This is a genomic window from Desulfobaculum xiamenense, assembly GCF_011927665.1.
GTDB classification, from domain to species: Bacteria; Desulfobacterota; Desulfovibrionia; order Desulfovibrionales; family Desulfovibrionaceae; genus Desulfobaculum; species Desulfobaculum xiamenense.
On record NZ_JAATJA010000001.1, the window covers coordinates 202,126 to 217,443 of the forward strand.

A 15,318-nucleotide genomic window follows, 5' to 3' on the forward strand; every position below is an offset into this window, starting at 1 on the left:
CCCACTTTACAGGATAGGAAGATGCCTAAGAATACCGCGCGCAACGAGTCGCTGCGCAACATTGCAATCATTGCCCACGTCGATCACGGTAAGACGACCCTTGTTGACCAGATGTTCAAGCAGGGTGGCGTGTTCCGAGAGGGGCAGGAAGTCGACGAACGCGTTATGGACTCCGGGGATATCGAGCGCGAACGAGGCATCACCATTTCTGCGAAGAACTGCTCGATCCATTGGCGCGACCGCAAGATCAACATCATCGACACCCCCGGCCACGCCGACTTTGGCGGCGAGGTCGAGCGTTCCCTCTCCATGTGCGACGGCGTTATCCTGCTGGTGGACGCCTCCGAGGGTCCGCTGCCGCAGACCCGCTTCGTGCTTGAGAAGGCCCTGAACGCCGGCCTGAAGCTGATGGTTGTCATCAACAAGATCGACCGCGCCGACGCCCGCCCCGCCGAGGTTCTCGACGAGGTCTACGACCTGCTCATCGACCTCGGAGCCGACGAAAGCCAGCTCGACTTCCCGCTTTTCTACGCCATTGGCCGTCAGGGCATTGCCAAGCGCACCATCGAGGAAGAGGCCACCAATCTCCACGTGCTGCTCGACGCGGTCATCGACGAGATTCCCGCTCCGACCTACGACCCCGACGCACCGTTCCAGATGCTGGTGTCCGACCTCGGCTACTCCGATTACCTCGGCCGTCTGGCCATTGGCCGCGTCCTGAACGGCACGGCCCACGGCAACGACCAGCTGGTGTGCATCGGCGAGGGCGGCGTGCAGAAGACCCTGCGCGTGTCCCGCCTCCAGACCTACGACGGACTCAAGGTGGCCGATACCTCTGCCGCCCAGCCCGGCGACATCATCGTGCTCTCCGGCATCGAGGCCGTGAAGATCGGCGATACCATTTGCACCGTCGACGCTCCGCAGGCCCTGCCGCGCATCACCGTTGACGAGCCGACCGTGAGCATGCGCTTCGGCATCAACACCTCGCCGCTGGCTGGTCAGGAAGGCAAGCTGGTCACCTCCAGCAAGATTCGCGAGCGCCTCATGCGCGAGGCCCTGTCCAACGTGGCCATTCGCGTGGAAGACACCGAGGACCGCGATGCGTTTCTGGTCAAGGGCCGTGGCGAGTTCCAGATGGCCATCATCATCGAGACCATGCGCCGCGAAGGCTTTGAGCTGAACGTTGGCCGTCCCGAGGTCATTTTCAAGCGCGACGAGAACGGCAAGCTCCTCGAACCCATCGAGCATCTCTATGTGGATTGCGACGAGGCGTTCATGGGCGTCATCGCCGAGAAGCTTTCCCAGCGCAAGGGTCGCATGACCAACATGATCAACAACGGTTCCGGCCGTGTGCGCATGGAGTTCTCCATTCCCTCGCGCGGACTCATCGGCTACCGTGACGAATTCCTCACCGATACCAAGGGCACGGGCATCATGAACTCCTATCTGGAGGGCTACGGCGACCACCGTGGCGAGTTCCCGTCCCGCTTCACCGGTTCCATCGTGTCCGACCGTCCGGGCAAGGCCGTTGCCTACGCGCTGTTCAACCTCGAACCGCGTGGCCGCCTGTTCGTGAATCCCAGCGACTCCGTCTACGAGGGGATGATCGTGGGCGAGCACAACCGCGAGAACGACATCGACGTGAACCCCACCAAGGGCAAGAAGCTCACCAACCTGCGCGCATCCGGCAAGGACGACGCCGTCATCCTGACCAACGTGCAGCCCATGACCCTTGAGCGCGCCCTGCACTTCATCCGCGAGGACGAACTCGTGGAGGTCACTCCCGTGTCCGTGCGCCTGCGCAAGGTCGAGCTCGACTCGCAGCGGCGCTACCAGATCGCGGGAAGGAAGAAGAAAGCCTAACTTGAAAGTAACCCTTGTCAGGGTGGGCCGGAACAGGCGGGATCTCGCATCTCGTCCGTGACGGCTCACTCTGGCGTGTCAATTTCGTGGGCGGACCGGCATATGTCGGTCCGCCCCATTTTTTTGGGTCGATGAGCTTTTCGGGATGGGCACTGTCGCGCGGGGAGCGCAGGGCGGGGTTTTTGACGTAGAAGAAGTGGCGGTCCGGCGGGCCGCATTCTGCCTCACAGATTCAGGGGTGAAGCGTTTGGAACCGGGCGGTCCCTAGTCCACCTCTATCCAGTCGATGAAGGCCGTGGCGCGGCTACGGGTGTTGTCCGTGTCGGTCATGATGGCCAGCGCCGCTTTGTGCGGCGGGTCCTCGCCGAAGACGCGGCGGTAGTCGTCCACGATGTTCACGCTTTCTTCCAGCCATATTCCGGCGTCCGCCGGGCCGCGCCGTAGCGGGATGATGGCCGCGCGGTCCGTGTAGGGGCTGCGGAAGTGGTCCGGCGTGTTCTCCACGTTGGCCCACACGTAGTTCAGCGTGGAGTGGGGCGGATAGTCGCCGTTCACCATCTTCGCTAGCGAATAGCGCAGCTTGGTGAAGCCCGTGGCGGAGCCGGGATCGTAGGTGAAGACCACGTAGATGCGAAGCGGGTAGTCGTCCCCGGTCTTCTTCGTGCCGTCGGCCTCGGGGATGATGTTGCCCACCTTCCAGCGCCAGCGCAGGAGCGGGTGCTCGTACACGTCGAAGACCTTCTGCAAGACGAGTCCAGACGCCGAGGAGCGGCTGTCCGCCATGAGGGCGTCCACCCCGTTGACCTTGCCCGCCGTGTAGGTGGTGTGGCGGGGAATTTTCTTGAAGGTCTGTTCCTTCCAATTATCGAGTGTGGCGAAGTCCTCGCGGAGGAAGGTCTCCGCGCAGGCCTGCGGTGGGCCGAAAAACGGGAGGGCCGCAGTCAGCGCGAGGGCCGCGAGAACGCCTTTCGCGTGTTTTTTCATGGGGCTAGTGTACATGGGACGGCTGCTTCGGACAACCGCCCCGATGCGTCATGCACGAAGAAATGCGAACCAGACCCACCCGAAGAGCATGACGAGCGAGCACGGCGCAAGAAGTCCCCGCCACGCGCGGGCCATGTCCGCCTCGAAGTAGCGGCAGGTGAGCAGGAAGCAGATGTGCAGCGGGGAAACCATGATGCCCGTGAAGCCTGAAAAGAGCGCCAGCACCGTGTATTGGAGCGTCTGGCCTTCCATGCCCAGCTGCGCAAGCATGCCGAGCATGAGCGGGAAGGTGCTGCCCACGTAGGCCATGGTGATGCCGGAGATGATGCCCACCAGAAGCGGCAGACATACCGTGGCCACAATCAGCGCGGCCGTGCCGCCAGCTAGTTGCGACAGCTCCGTCACTACGCCGGAATCTTCCATGAACTGCTTGAAGATGAAGATGCTCGCCACCACCCACAGCATGCTCCACAGGTAGCGCCCGGTGAGGGTGGAGCGGATGGGCGCGATGGGCAGGCCGTTCTGGATCACTGCGCAGAGGATGGACGCCGCGAGAGCGATGATGATGCCGATCTCGAAATGCACGTCCGGCGCGAAGGCGCTCAGCACGGCTTCCATGCCGATGGCCCCGGCGATGGCGATGACGAGCGGCAACCCCTCACGCAGCGCGCGCATGGGATTGCGCGGTGTGTCGGTGGCCTCGGCGGTGCGGCTTGGCAGCCTGCGCATGACCGGGGCGAGCACGAAGCGCCAGCCGAGGAACAGGCACAGGAATATGCCCGGACAAGTGTGCAGCACGAGCCTCGTGATGGGCACGCCGGACAGCGACGAGGCGAGGATGATGCCCGGATACAGCGGCCACGCGATTTCCCAGATGTGGCGGAACCAGTAGTTCACCAGCACCTTGTCCTCGCGCGAGAGGCCCATTCCGCGAGAGACGCTGTCCACCATGGGCGCGGAGAACACCGCGCCGCCCGGCATGGGCAGCAGCCCGATGAGCGCGGGGAAGAACAGCAGCCGCAGTTTCGGTTCGCGCAGGTAGGCGGACAGGGCGTCCATGAGCCGCGCGGACTGGCCGGTCTTTTCCAGCAGGTTGGAAAGGATCATGATCAGTGCCACGATGGCCACGAGGAAGATGGTCTTGTCGTTCAGCACGCCCGAGAGCGCCGTCTGCGGCCACATGGCGACGGGAAGACCGAACAGCGCGCCCGTGAGTAGGCCGCCGCACAGGATGGACAGGCCAAGGCCGATTTTGAGGCGGATGCCGCCAAGCATGGTCGCGAACACGGCCGCGATTTTGAACAGGGGAAGGAGGGCAGCGGGGAAGTCCATGGCGAATCCTCGGGCGGCGACGCATCGGGCGCGAACCCAGTGTGTTGATGGTGTAGGGAATGTGAACGACCAGTTTCGGGTATCCCTGAACGCGATCAAGCGCAATGTTTCTCGGCGCGGAAAGTTGCGGTCGGGTGTTTTTTGCGGGTGTCCGTCTTCTCGCGGGGTGGGGCGGTTCTGCGCGGGGAGTGTGCATTTTCGCGTTGAACATTCCCATGTGCCCGTGGCACTGTGCCGGGCGCGCGGCGTATCGCCGTGTGGCTTCGCGCCTGTTGCGAAGGCAATTCTTTTTCGATTCGAATGAGGTGACGATGGTGATGGATGCACAGGCACTGGCTGCCCCGCTTTCGGATTTCGGACTGGAACTCGGGCGCGTGCGTGCGGACCTTCCTTTGGCGGGGAGTCCGGAGCGCTGCGGATGGCGGCGCGTGGTGGAGGACACCGGCGGTCGCCTGTGGGTTCTGGAGCGTCTCAATCCGGGACAGGGACCGCGTCGTGAACGCATCGCCGCCATGCTGCGGGCAGTGGCCGACGCGGGCTGTGCGGGCGTGGTCGCCCCAATTCCCGGTCGCGAGGGGCGGGCTGTGGTGGCCGCGCAGGGCTACGACTGGCAGGTGACGCCTTTCGTTTTAGGCGATCCGCTGCCCCGGCCCGAGTACATAGCCGATGGCGAGCGCGGGCGCGCGTTGGCCGCTTTCCTTGGCGACTTCAAGCGCTGTGGGCTTCATGTGCCCTGTCCCGCCGACGATGCGCCGTTCTCCCTTGCGGGATACATTAGCGACCTGTCCGGAACCGTTGCCCGCCTGCGGCCCGATGTGGCCGCCGCCCTTGCGCCGGTCCGGGGCGCTCTGGACGAATTGGTGTCCGATTATGCCACTGCACCCATGGCCCTTGGGCACGGAGATTTTCATCCCCTCAACGTCATCTGGGGTGGACCGGGCGTGCGCGTCGTGGTGGACTGGGAATTCTCCGGGCTACGGCCGGAACTGTACGACGCCGCCAACTGCATCGGCTGCGTGGGCAGCGAGGACCCGGCGTATCTGACGCGGGGGCTTGTCGCCGCGTTTGTCGATGGCCTGTGGGCCGAAGGCGTGCTGACGGCGGACAATGCCCGCTGGCTGCATCCGCTGGTGCTTGGCCTGCGCATGGCGTGGCTGTCGGAATGGCTGCGGCGGCGCGACGGCGAGATGCTTGAGATGGAACTCGAATACATGCGCATCATTCACGAGGGCCGGGCGCAGCTCGAAGCCGCGTGGGGAATCCGGCGCTAGGCGCTACGACATATTTGGCGCGGCCAGACCGCGCGAAAAGGACAGAACACCATGGATACATTCGACGTCATCGTCATCGGCGCTGGGGCCTCGGGCCTCATGTGCGCCATTGGCGCAGCGGGGCGCGGACGGCGTACCGCCGTGCTCGACCTCGGCAGGCGTTCCGCACGCAAGGTGCGCATAGCAGGCGGCGGGCGCTGCAATTTTACCAACCTCGACTGCGAGGCGGAGCACTACCTTTCCGAGAATCCCCACTTCTGCAAGTCGGCCCTGTCGCGCTTCACCCCGTGGGACATCGTGTCCCTGCTGGCGGAGAACGGACTGAGCTACGAGGAGAAGGCCCCGGGCCAGCTGTTCTGCGCGCAGGGCGGCGGTGCGGTGGCCGGATGCCTTGAGCGCATGGCCGGAGAGGCGGGAGCCTCGCTGTACATGGGGCGTGAGGTGCGCGGCGTGGAAATGGACGCAGGGCGTTTCGTGGTGCGTACCGGCGGCGAGACCTTTTCCAGCGCGTCACTCGTCGTGGCAACGGGCGGGCGCTCGTGGCCCGGCGTCGGCGCGACGTCCACCGGCTATGAGATCGCCACGCGTTTCGGTGTGCGTGTGGTGCCGCCTCGGCCTGCGCTGGCACCGCTGGTGGTGCCGCAGTGGTCGTTTTCGGATCTTGCCGGGGTGTCGTTTTCGGCGCGCGTATCGTGCGGAAGGATTGCCTTCACGGACGACGTGCTCATCACCCACAAGGGTCTGTCCGGCCCCGCCGTGTTGCAGATTTCCAGCCACTGGCGCAAGGGTGAGGAACTGACGATCGACCTGCTGTCGGGCGGCGACGTTGAGGCGCTACTGGACGAGGAGCGTGCGACCCGAGGCGGACGCGCTCTGTTGCGAAACGTGCTGTCGCGCCACGTGCCGGGACGGCTTGCGGAGATGCTGATCGGCGCGCACGGCGGCAAGCCCGTTGCCGAACTCAACCGCGAGGCCCTGCGCGACGTGGCGCGGCGCATCGGCGCATGGACGGTCATGCCCTCTCGAACCGAGGGCTGGGAAAAGGCCGAGGTGACGGCGGGTGGCGTGGATACGGCCGCGCTGTCGTCCAAGACCATGGGGGCGCGCGGCGTGCCCGGGCTGTTCTTTACGGGAGAGGTGCAGGACGTGACGGGCCGCCTTGGCGGCTACAACCTGCAATGGGCGTGGTCCAGCGGATTTGCGGCTGGAGAGTTCGCGTAGGAAGGAATGGTTGGAAGGCGGGGCGTGTGCGTCCCGCCTTTTTCGCGGCCGGAGGCTGGTGCCCCCGGCGCGAAAAAAAGCGGCGACTAGTCGACGCGGCGGGCGGTGTTGATGATGATGGCGTCCGCAGGCACGTCCTGATGGTAGCCCTGGGTGCGGGTGCGGGCCTTGGCGATCTTGTCCACGGTCTTCATGCCGTCGACGACCTGACCGAACACGCAGTAGCCCCAGCCGTCCGGGGTTTCGCTGGAGTGGTTCAGGAAGCCGTTATCCACGGTGTTGATGAAGAACTGCGCGGTCGCGCTGTGCGGGTCCATGGTGCGGGCCATGGCCACGGTGCCGCGAGCGTTGGCCACGCCATTGTTGGCCTCGTTTTTGATGGGCTCGCGGGTTTCCTTCTCGCGCATCATCAGGTCCATGCCGCCGCCCTGAATCATGAAGCGTTCGATGACGCGGTGGAAGATGGTGCCGTCGTAGAACTCGTCATCCACGTACTGGAGGAAGTTCTTTACGGTTTCGGGAGCCTTGTCTTCGAAAAGCTCGATGATGATGTCGCCCTTGGTGGTTTCGATCCAGACCTGGGGATTGGCCATATCAGATCTCCTTTTCATGATGTCGTTTCGATGGGCGCGTGCCCTGAGCCATGGGCTATAGAGCAAATCCGTCCCGAGGTCATCCCCCGAGTGGGAGGGCCATGTCGAGGTATTCCTTCTTCAGGCGCTCGCCGGGGGTGTCTTCCGCCAAAAGCAGATACATGAAACGCAGAGCGCTGCGGATTTCCGCCCGGCGTTCAAGCCGCTGCGCCACGAGGGCGTGGGCGTCGAATCCGTTTAGCCACTGGGCAAATTGCGCCGCCCGGTGCGTCTCCCGGTGCGCGGCGTCCACCTTGCGGCGGCCGCTTTCGGCTACGCGGGCGCAGCGCTGCGGGTCGGACAGGCACGAGCGCACAAGCGCCACAAGTCCGTCCATGTTGTCCGTGTCGTAGATGAAAAGATCCTCGCCGTCGGCGAACAGGTCGCTTAACCCGTGGCCCACGCGTGGCGTGATGAGGCAGCTTCCGCAGGCTAGTGCTTCGAAGACCCGAAAATTTAGATCTCCGCGTTCGCAGTAGTTGAGCACCAGCCGCGCCTTCGGAAACAGGGCGCGAAAATCGCCCTGCATGACCACAAGATTTGGTAGCCGCAGGGCAAGGGCGTCGAGAAAGGCCTTGCGGCGCGGGGTTGTCTTTCGGTCCACAGTGCCAACGAAAAGCAGGTCCCATGCGGCGCGGGCCGGGGCTGGGCGGATGTCGTCAAAGGCAAAGTTCGGCAGCCACAGGATGCGCTCGTCCGGCAGCACGGAATGCCGGAAGCGTTCGATTTCGCCGCGAAGCGCCACGGAGCACAGGTCGAAGCTTTGGGCGTAGAGTGGGTGCCAACTGTGGATGTGCGCGTCCACGCAGTGGAAGGCCGTGAGGCACGGCCACGATTCCACGTCGCGCAAGAGGGGCGTGGTGCTCACGTCGCCGAGCACGGTGGCGTAGGGCGTGCCACCGCAGGCCGCCGCGATGTCGTCGAAGCCCAACATGCGGTTTGTCGGCAGCGGGATGTGGACGATGCGGAAACCCTGCGCCACGAGGGCCTGCGCAAAGAATGGGTTGCCAATCCATGCGATGGTGCGTGGTGACGCAGTGTCGGCGTGGTCCATGCTCATTATACGATGGGTAGGCGTGTGCGGGCGCGGAGTCAAGCGTGCGACGTTTTGCCGATGCAATGTGACGGCTTGCGCGGGGTTAGCGGTTGAGCCTTGGGCGCAAAGAGGATACACACACCCGACGGGCGGCCATCGCGGCCCGTGCATCACAGCTCCAAGGAGTCAGCCATGAGTGAACTGAAAGTGACGCCGGTCCAGCCCAAGCCGGAATTCGACGTGATGTATTTCCTCGAAATCTGCGGCGAGTCCCGAATCGAGCAGGAATTGCTCGAAAGGCTTGAGACTGCCTGGAACGATTGGACGGACAGGATGTTTGCCTTCAAGCTTATCCCGTCCACCGCCAAGAATGACGAAGGTTTCCTTTTCCTCTATCTGAGCGAGGGCGTGGAGAACGCCGTGGAGGAAGCCTGGCAGAAGTCCCCGCAGGAAGGCATGGCCTTCCATAATCTCGCCATCACGCTGGTCATGAGCAGCGCCCAGAACGTCATTCCCGAATTGCTCGATAGCTGTACGCCGCTGCCTCGCCCCATGGGTGAGGTGCTTGATTTCTTCGAGGCGCAGGGCCTCGAATGGAACGACCAGATCGGTAGCATCAACAGACAGTACGCCGTCTACACGCCTTTCCCCTATCGCGGCGGTTGCGAAATCTGCATGCAGAGCGACACCTGCCCCAATTCCACCTTGAGGGGGAACGCGTAGCCATGGACGTTCAGGATATGCGAGCCCATATCCGCGAGGTGCTGCTGCGCAAGCTCGACCAGACTGCCGAGCGGCGCCGTGAGGCCCTCGTGGAGTTCTTCGGCGTGACCATGGGCGAGGCCGATCAGCGCGCCACCGAGCGCCTTGCCGAAATCGTGCCGCCGCTTCTGCCCCAGCTCTATGAGAAGTGGATCGCCATGTTTCTGGACCGACTGTTCGAGACGGTGCCCATGCCGCAGCTTGAAACGCTGTGCGACGGCACTGACGACAACAACGCGGCCCTGATCCTCATCTATCTCATGTTCCTCGAATCCGAGCGCATGGAGAAGCAGATCGACAAGGATCTGCACCAGTACGGCCTTGCCCAGACCGGGAATGACTCGGACATGGGCGACCTCGCCTCGTGCTATATTCGGGCGAAAATGGCCCAGCTTGGTCGCGAGATCAAGGGACTCGACAAGAAGTAGTCCCACCTTCCGCGCGAGATGCCCATACGAAAGGAAAGCCCGTTCCGCCATGCGCGGTACGGGCTTTTTTGTTTCTTTGCGTCCCTTCGCCGTCTTGGGCGACTACCACCTGCGGGGCGGGCGCGGGGCGCGGGGGCGGGCTTCGTTGATCTGGAGCGACCTGCCGCCGAGCGTTGCCTCCGTAAGATTGTCGATGGCTTTGAGCGCAGCGTCGGCCTCCATTTCGACGAAACCGAAGCCACGGGACCGTCCGGTCTCGCGATCCTCGACTATCTTGACGGAATTGACATCGCCGTAGGCCTCGAAAAGCTTGCGAAGATCATCTTCGGAACAGCTCCAGGGAAGATTCCCCACGTAAATCGACTTGACCATTTCGAAAACTCCTTGAAAGAAAACGTGTGCAACTCCCCGCGCCGGTTTGTATCATCCATTCATGATAACGCGGGACAAGTTTGTAGTCTTCATTATGGCTGACGAAGTCAAGTAAAAAAGACAATATTCCACTGGCGCGCATCCTCTTGTGCGCGCGTGCCCTGTTGCGTTTCGAGAACATGTAAGGGAGGCGACATGACTCATGCCGTGTAAGCGCGCTGGTGATTGTCTGAAACGCAGCGCGTGCTGGGCGTTTTGCGCGGTTGTGCATTGTTTTGTCGTGTTGTGTCTTGTATTGCCGTGTCTGGCTGGTGGCGTGGAACAGGCGAAGAGTGGCGCGCCGGTTCTTCGTTTCCGGGTGCTCGCAAGCCTGCCCCACGACAGAGAAGCGTTCACGCAGGGATTGGTGGTGGATGGCGATGTCTTTCATGAGAGCGTGGGGCGTTACGGGCACTCCGCGTTGCGCGAGGTGGACGTGCGGACGGGACGCGTCCTGCGGGAGGTGCGCCTGTCGGATGATGTCTTCGCCGAGGGACTTGCCCGCGTGGGCGATGCGCTGGTCCAACTGACGTGGCGACGTGGCGAGGCGTACGTCCATGATGTGGCGACATTCGCGCGGACGGGGCGTTTCGAGTATTCGGGGCAGGGGTGGGGGCTTGCCTTCGACGGGCAGCGGCTCGTGCAGAGCAATGGCTCCGATGTGCTGGTTTTTCGTGACCCGGCGACCTTCGCCGCATGCGGGCGCGTGCGCGTGCATGACGGCGGGGAGAGCGTGCGGCTGTTGAACGAATTGGAATGGATGGACGGGCTGGTACTGGCCAACGTGTGGCATGACCCGCGCGTGGCCGCCATCGACCCGGACAGTGGCGCGGTTCGTTACTGGATTGATCTGTCTGACCTTGTGCGTGAGGCGCAACGGGCCGGGGGCGGGGTGGCCAACGGGTTGGCGTGGGACTGTGTACAGCGGCGGCTTTATGTCACGGGGAAGAACTGGCCGCATGTGCATGTGGTCGAAATCATGTATGATGATCAGGATGGGATGTAAACGGGATATGTTGGGTGGAAAGCCGCTTTATGACGAATGGAATACCGTGGCTATGCATCGCATTGTTTCATATGCGATGATATTTTGCTGTGATAGTGTTTTGTGTGCATCTTTCTAGAAAAAATCTTGATCGACTTGTGTGTGGAATGTATATGGATTGAAGTGGTGTGTGCGCATGCTCTGAATGCCGAGGTGGCGGGAGGACGTGATGGCTCAGGTTGCGGCGCGGGTTTCGCCCGAACACGAACAGTGGCTCAAGGAATACTTCCGGACCAAGAGCGCCGGAGCGGAATTCGTGGTCCCGTGGGCGGCGGACACGTTTTTCAGGTCCATCAATCAGGTCAAGGGCATTTTCTCCGCAGCGGAGCTTCTGACCATCCTCGAAGCGCACCGGGACGTGAAGCTTCTGCCCGAGCAGTCCCGGCTGGCCTATCTCCAATTGCGCGTGCAGGACGCCTGCGACATTGGGCTGCTGCATACCCGCCATGGCGCGGGAAAGGCCAACCTCGAAGCGAAGCTCAAGCGCCTCAACGACACGCAGGCCGCCGCAGTGATGATCTGGGCCACGGCCTACTGGGTCAGCAAGCGCTGGACCGAGGTCGAGATGGAAGAGTATGCGCGCATTCTGATCTGATGGCGTTCATTTGGACGACGCGAAAGGCCGTGGGAGGTGCTCCCGCGGCCTTTCGCGTCGTGTGCGGACAGGGGGGATCGGAAAAAGCTCTACAGCGCTAAAGAATATTTGCCATCCGGTCGATGGAGTATTTGCGATGGTCCGTTCGCCGCAAGGGCAGCGTGCCCGCGCGAGGACCATCAACGCGGCGAAAGATCGTTCACGCCGCACAATCGGAGAGGCGACCAATGCGGAAATTGTTCATTACTGCGGCTGTCGTGTTGGCAGGGCTGGGACTTGCGGGGTGCAACTCGCAGATTCCCGTGGCCTCGACCTACCCGATGAAGACCCAGCGGACCATGCAGGCGGCCCAGCACTGGGGCGTGCTGGCCGACGACGTTGCGGCGCAGGTGGCCAAGGCGCTCGACGACAGGGTGGAGCTGCGGCTTCTGGCTATCGACGTGAAGCCCGAGACGGAAGGGCCTTTTGCCGAGGTCTTTCGCGAGCTTCTGCGCTCGCGCCTTGTGTACGAGGGCTTGCAGGTGGCGGACCGGGACGAGGGGCAGCTCGTGCTGCGCTACAAGGTTCAGGTCGTGAAGCACGGTAGCCGGTTCCAGCGCACGCCGCCCGGCCTGCTGACGCTCCTTGGCGCGGGCGTGGCCGTCAGTCGCGATCTGGGGGCCGATGCCATCTATGCGGCAGGAGCCGGCGGACTGCTGGCGGATGTGGCTGTTGGGCATCTTGCGCCGCACAGCGCGCACGAGGTGGTGGTGACGTCGGGCCTCGTCTGGCACAACCGCTTCGTCACGCATTCGTCCGACATCTACTACATCAACGACGCGGACAGCGGGCACTACGGAACCGCCCTTGCGCCCGTTGCGGACGAGGACATGAAACCCTACGCGTCGCGTCCCATGGGCGTGACCAACAACTAGACAAGGAAGGCTCGCCGTGTCCGCACGCATTTCCATACATATCGCGCTGGTGGTCCTGTGTGCCGTGGCGACGGTGTCCTGCGCCAGTCGGGATAGTTCGCACAAGGCCGCAGGGCCGTACATGCAGCAGGTCGGGCAGCAGGTTGGCGGCGGCTTCGAGGGGGAGGCGCTTCTGGCTGGGAGCTTTGCTGCTGCTGACGGGTTGGCGGCCAATCTCGCCACGCGCATGCCGCATGGGACGCGCATGCTCGCCGCGACGTTCGTGGATCGGGATGCCTTCGACCGCTCGTCGGCCTTTGGGCGGCTGGTGTCCGCGCAGGTGGTATCGCGCCTTGTGCAGGGCGGGTACGACGTGGTGGAAATCCGCCTGCGTCGTGAGCTCGGCATCCGAGAGGGGCAGGGCGAGTTCGCCCTCACCCGCCAGACGGCGCAGCTCATGCAGGAGAAGTTCGACGCGCAAGCCCTGCTGGTGGGCTGCTACACGGTGGACGCGCGAAACGTCTTCGTGTCCGTGCGGGTGGTGCGGCTGGAGGATGGCGTGCAGGTGTCGGCGTTCGACTGGGCGTTGCCGAAAAAGGGCGTTGTCGCCCGGCTGCTGGCTCCCGAGTCGTCCGAGGATGTTTTCGAGTCGTATCTGAATCCGCAGGGGCGGATGGTGGCCGGGGGCATGCCCGCCATGGCCGAGCCGCTGCGGATGCCGACGCGAATGGATGCGCCGCAGCCGGTTATCGAGCAGCCGCTGCCGCAGGGCGCACCGACGCAGGGAGAGGTCTTTCGCCTGTTTCCGCCAACGCGCATTCAGTAGCGCTGTTGGCTGAAACGGTGCATCAGGGGGGAGGAGAAGAGACGGCCGGGGCGATTGCCCCGGCCGTTTCGCGTGGTCTGGCCGCGCGGACTACTCGACGCCGAGGGCGCCGTCAAAGGCCTGATTGATGCTCTGGCTGACCTGCACGAGCACCTGATTGTCCTTCTCGACGTAGCGGACGTTGCGCTCGGGGTAGAGGGCCATGTCCTCGGCGACGTACTCCCAGCGCTGCACTTCCCTTGCCACTTCCTCGTTCAGGACGGGGTAGACGGCAACCGTGATCCAATCGGAATTCATGGTGATCCTCCTTCGGCGAGATGCCACTCGGGCGGTTCTGGCGCATCCACGGGACGTCGCGGGTCGAATGTCCGCATGCTGTGGATGTAGTCCGGACCGAGGCCCGGAGAACCGCCGGTGGCGATGGTGTTTCTAATGCCGCTCGTGCTGTTGCGCAACGGCGGACGGTCCTGCGCGGCGCTTGGGTATACCCGGTGCGCCGTGTGGGCCATTGCGCATGCCGTTTCTTCCGTCGTTGCGGGATATTCGGCGTTTGCGCCGCAAGTGCACCTGCATCGGCTACCGCGATGCGTGCCCTGCGGTCAAGTGTTCTTCGCATGCGTCGTGCGGTGGCGTTGGAGCACTGCATATTGTGCGAGCGCGATTGTTGCTGTGTGAGGACGCGCGTTGCGCTGGTCAGTGGCGGTTGGCGGCGTAGTGGCCGGGCGTGGTGCCCATGGCGGTGCGAAAGGTCCGGGTGAGATGGCTTAGGTCCGCGAAACCCGCGTCGAGGGCCGCCTGCGTGGGCGGGCAGCCTGCGTCGAGCAGCGCGCGGGCCTTGCGTATGCGTATGCGCACGAGCCAGTCATGCGGGGAGAGGCCCGTCTCGCGGGTGAAAATGCGCTGGCAGTGGCAGGGACTCAGACACGCCGCCTGCGCGATGGTCACGAGGGTCGGCGTCGCGGCGAAGTGCGTTTCCAAAAAGTCCTTGATCGGCGTGATGGCGCGGTGCGGCTGTCTGTCCTGCGCGGGGGGCTGTGTGGCGTGACGGGCCAGCAGCGCGGTGACGAGTCCGTGCAGGGCATGTGCTGCGTCTGTGGCATGTGCGGCGTTTGGTGCGCTTTCCAGCTTGGCGAAGAGCTGGCGCATGCGCGTGGCGAGTAGCGCATCGGCGAAGGGTTCGGACCGAAAGAACGGGGCGGACGGCATTTCTGTGCATGCGGCGATGTCGCGCAGGGCCTCGCCGTCCATGCATAGGGCGAGGTAGCCGCAACCCGCCTCGGAGGCCGGAGCGCAGGCGTGGGCCTCGTGGGGATTGAGGACGTACATCCAGCCCTCGGGAATGGTGAAGGTCGCGTCGCCACGCCGCAGCAGGCGCGAACCGTCCTCGACGAGCACCAGCACGTAGACGCCGTGGACGTGGCGCGGGAAGGCATTGGCCATGTTCCGCGCCCGTACGGCTTCAAAGCCCGGAATGCCGGGCAGACTGTGGAAGGTGATTTGCGCTTTCGGCCTGCGCGGCATGGGTCGTGTCCTTCCTGCGTGGCGAGTGTGCGTGTGCACCGCAAGCTATAGCAGGGCCGGGAAAAACTTGGCAAGCAGCACGAGGCCGTCATCGCCCGCCGCGACGCGGTGGTCCGTCCCCTTCGGGATGATCGTCAGCGTGCCCGGAGCGTAGGGCATTTCCGTCTCGTCCAGTTGCGCCGTGCCGCTGCCGGAGATGACTTCGTGCAGTTCCCATTGCGCGGCGTGGGCGTGCATGGCGAGGGTGCAGCCGGGGGCCACGCGCACCATGTGGCAGCTCAACGCTCCGGCCGTTTCCGCGCCGGTGACCAGATGCTTGAGCGCCACACCTTCGAAGGCCGGGTGCTCGTTCCACGGCAGGGTCGATGCGTCGAGCGGGCCTGCCGCGAGGTGGAGCGTTCCGCCATCCATGAGTTGGGCAATTTCCGCGAATTCCATACGTGTCTCCTTTCGGTGGGTGGGTATCGTCCGTTGGCATTCTCGCCGAACGAACGACTG

At 63.8% G+C, this 15,318-nt stretch carries 17 protein-coding genes; 9 read left to right on the forward strand and 8 right to left on the reverse strand.

All coding sequences use genetic code 11. The features are described 5' to 3' along the window. The first annotated feature begins 21 nt into the window (after positions 1–21). Positions 22–1,863, forward strand: coding sequence for a translational GTPase TypA (typA, locus tag GGQ74_RS00860; protein WP_167939663.1), 1,842 nt, complete (start codon positions 22–24; stop codon positions 1,861–1,863). 264 nt (positions 1,864–2,127) lie between these two features. On the opposite strand, the gene GGQ74_RS00865 is transcribed toward typA, so the two are convergent. After that, positions 2,128–2,862, reverse strand: coding sequence for a DUF3047 domain-containing protein (locus GGQ74_RS00865; RefSeq protein ID WP_245168055.1), 735 nt, complete (start codon positions 2,860–2,862; stop codon positions 2,128–2,130). A 33-nt stretch (positions 2,863–2,895) separates the two neighbouring features. Continuing rightward, positions 2,896–4,179, reverse strand: a complete 1,284-nt coding sequence (locus GGQ74_RS00870) for a DUF401 family protein (protein WP_167939664.1) — start codon at positions 4,177–4,179, stop codon at positions 2,896–2,898. Positions 4,180–4,490: 311 nt separating this feature from the next. On the opposite strand from GGQ74_RS00870, the gene GGQ74_RS00875 reads away from it, so the two are divergent. Continuing rightward, a complete protein-coding gene (locus tag GGQ74_RS00875; protein WP_167939665.1) occupies positions 4,491–5,450 on the forward strand; it encodes a phosphotransferase enzyme family protein in 960 nt (319 codons plus the stop codon). 51 nt (positions 5,451–5,501) lie between these two features. Continuing rightward, positions 5,502–6,671, forward strand: a complete 1,170-nt coding sequence (locus tag GGQ74_RS00880) for a BaiN/RdsA family NAD(P)/FAD-dependent oxidoreductase (protein WP_167939666.1) — start codon at positions 5,502–5,504, stop codon at positions 6,669–6,671. A gap of 86 nt (positions 6,672–6,757) precedes the next feature. On the opposite strand, the gene GGQ74_RS00885 is transcribed toward GGQ74_RS00880, so the two are convergent. Together GGQ74_RS00885 and GGQ74_RS00890 are read right to left on the reverse strand one after the other, a co-directional pair. After that, positions 6,758–7,264, reverse strand: a complete 507-nt coding sequence (locus GGQ74_RS00885) for a peptidylprolyl isomerase (RefSeq protein WP_167939667.1) — start codon at positions 7,262–7,264, stop codon at positions 6,758–6,760. A 79-nt stretch (positions 7,265–7,343) separates the two neighbouring features. Beyond that, the gene (locus tag GGQ74_RS00890) at positions 7,344–8,357 is read right to left on the reverse strand and encodes a glycosyltransferase family protein (RefSeq protein ID WP_245168058.1); all 1,014 of its coding nucleotides are present in this window, start codon (positions 8,355–8,357) and stop codon (positions 7,344–7,346) included. A 174-nt stretch (positions 8,358–8,531) separates the two neighbouring features. Here GGQ74_RS00890 and GGQ74_RS00895 point away from each other — a divergent pair, with 174 nt between their 5' ends. Together GGQ74_RS00895 and GGQ74_RS00900 are read left to right on the forward strand one after the other, a co-directional pair. After that, the gene (locus tag GGQ74_RS00895; RefSeq protein WP_167939669.1) at positions 8,532–9,062 is read left to right on the forward strand and encodes a hypothetical protein; all 531 of its coding nucleotides are present in this window, start codon (positions 8,532–8,534) and stop codon (positions 9,060–9,062) included. 17 nt (positions 9,063–9,079) lie between these two features. Then, positions 9,080–9,529, forward strand: a complete 450-nt coding sequence (locus tag GGQ74_RS00900; RefSeq protein WP_245168062.1) for a hypothetical protein — start codon at positions 9,080–9,082, stop codon at positions 9,527–9,529. A gap of 102 nt (positions 9,530–9,631) precedes the next feature. Here GGQ74_RS00900 and GGQ74_RS00905 read toward each other — a convergent pair whose 3' ends face one another. After that, positions 9,632–9,901 carry an RNA recognition motif domain-containing protein gene (locus GGQ74_RS00905; protein WP_167939671.1) on the reverse strand — a complete coding sequence of 90 codons (270 nt, stop codon included), beginning with the start codon at positions 9,899–9,901 and terminating at the stop codon, positions 9,632–9,634. A gap of 202 nt (positions 9,902–10,103) precedes the next feature. Between GGQ74_RS00905 and GGQ74_RS00910 the strand changes: the two genes are divergently transcribed. From GGQ74_RS00910 to GGQ74_RS00925, 4 genes are all read left to right on the forward strand, one after another. Then, entirely contained in the window at positions 10,104–10,946 is an 843-nt protein-coding gene (locus tag GGQ74_RS00910) for a glutaminyl-peptide cyclotransferase (protein ID WP_167939672.1), read from the forward strand. 208 nt (positions 10,947–11,154) lie between these two features. After that, positions 11,155–11,580, forward strand: coding sequence for a hypothetical protein (locus GGQ74_RS00915; protein ID WP_167939673.1), 426 nt, complete (start codon positions 11,155–11,157; stop codon positions 11,578–11,580). Between the two features lie 227 nt (positions 11,581–11,807). Further along, entirely contained in the window at positions 11,808–12,494 is a 687-nt protein-coding gene (locus GGQ74_RS00920) for a hypothetical protein (RefSeq protein WP_167939674.1), read from the forward strand. 16 nt (positions 12,495–12,510) lie between these two features. Then, positions 12,511–13,299, forward strand: coding sequence for a FlgO family outer membrane protein (locus GGQ74_RS00925; protein WP_167939675.1), 789 nt, complete (start codon positions 12,511–12,513; stop codon positions 13,297–13,299). Between the two features lie 90 nt (positions 13,300–13,389). Here the strand turns inward: GGQ74_RS00925 and GGQ74_RS00930 are convergent, their stop codons facing one another. The 3 genes from GGQ74_RS00930 to GGQ74_RS00940 form a co-directional block, all read right to left on the reverse strand. Continuing rightward, positions 13,390–13,596: a hypothetical protein gene (locus GGQ74_RS00930; RefSeq protein ID WP_167939676.1), complete on the reverse strand. Its 207-nt coding sequence runs from the start codon at positions 13,594–13,596 to the stop codon at positions 13,390–13,392. 396 nt (positions 13,597–13,992) lie between these two features. After that, positions 13,993–14,820 (reverse strand): helix-turn-helix transcriptional regulator, encoded by an 828-nt coding sequence (locus GGQ74_RS00935; protein ID WP_167939677.1) that lies wholly within the window; start codon positions 14,818–14,820, stop codon positions 13,993–13,995. Between the two features lie 45 nt (positions 14,821–14,865). Then, a complete protein-coding gene (locus GGQ74_RS00940; RefSeq protein ID WP_167939678.1) occupies positions 14,866–15,258 on the reverse strand; it encodes a cupin domain-containing protein in 393 nt (130 codons plus the stop codon). Between the last annotated feature and the right edge of the window lie 60 nt (positions 15,259–15,318).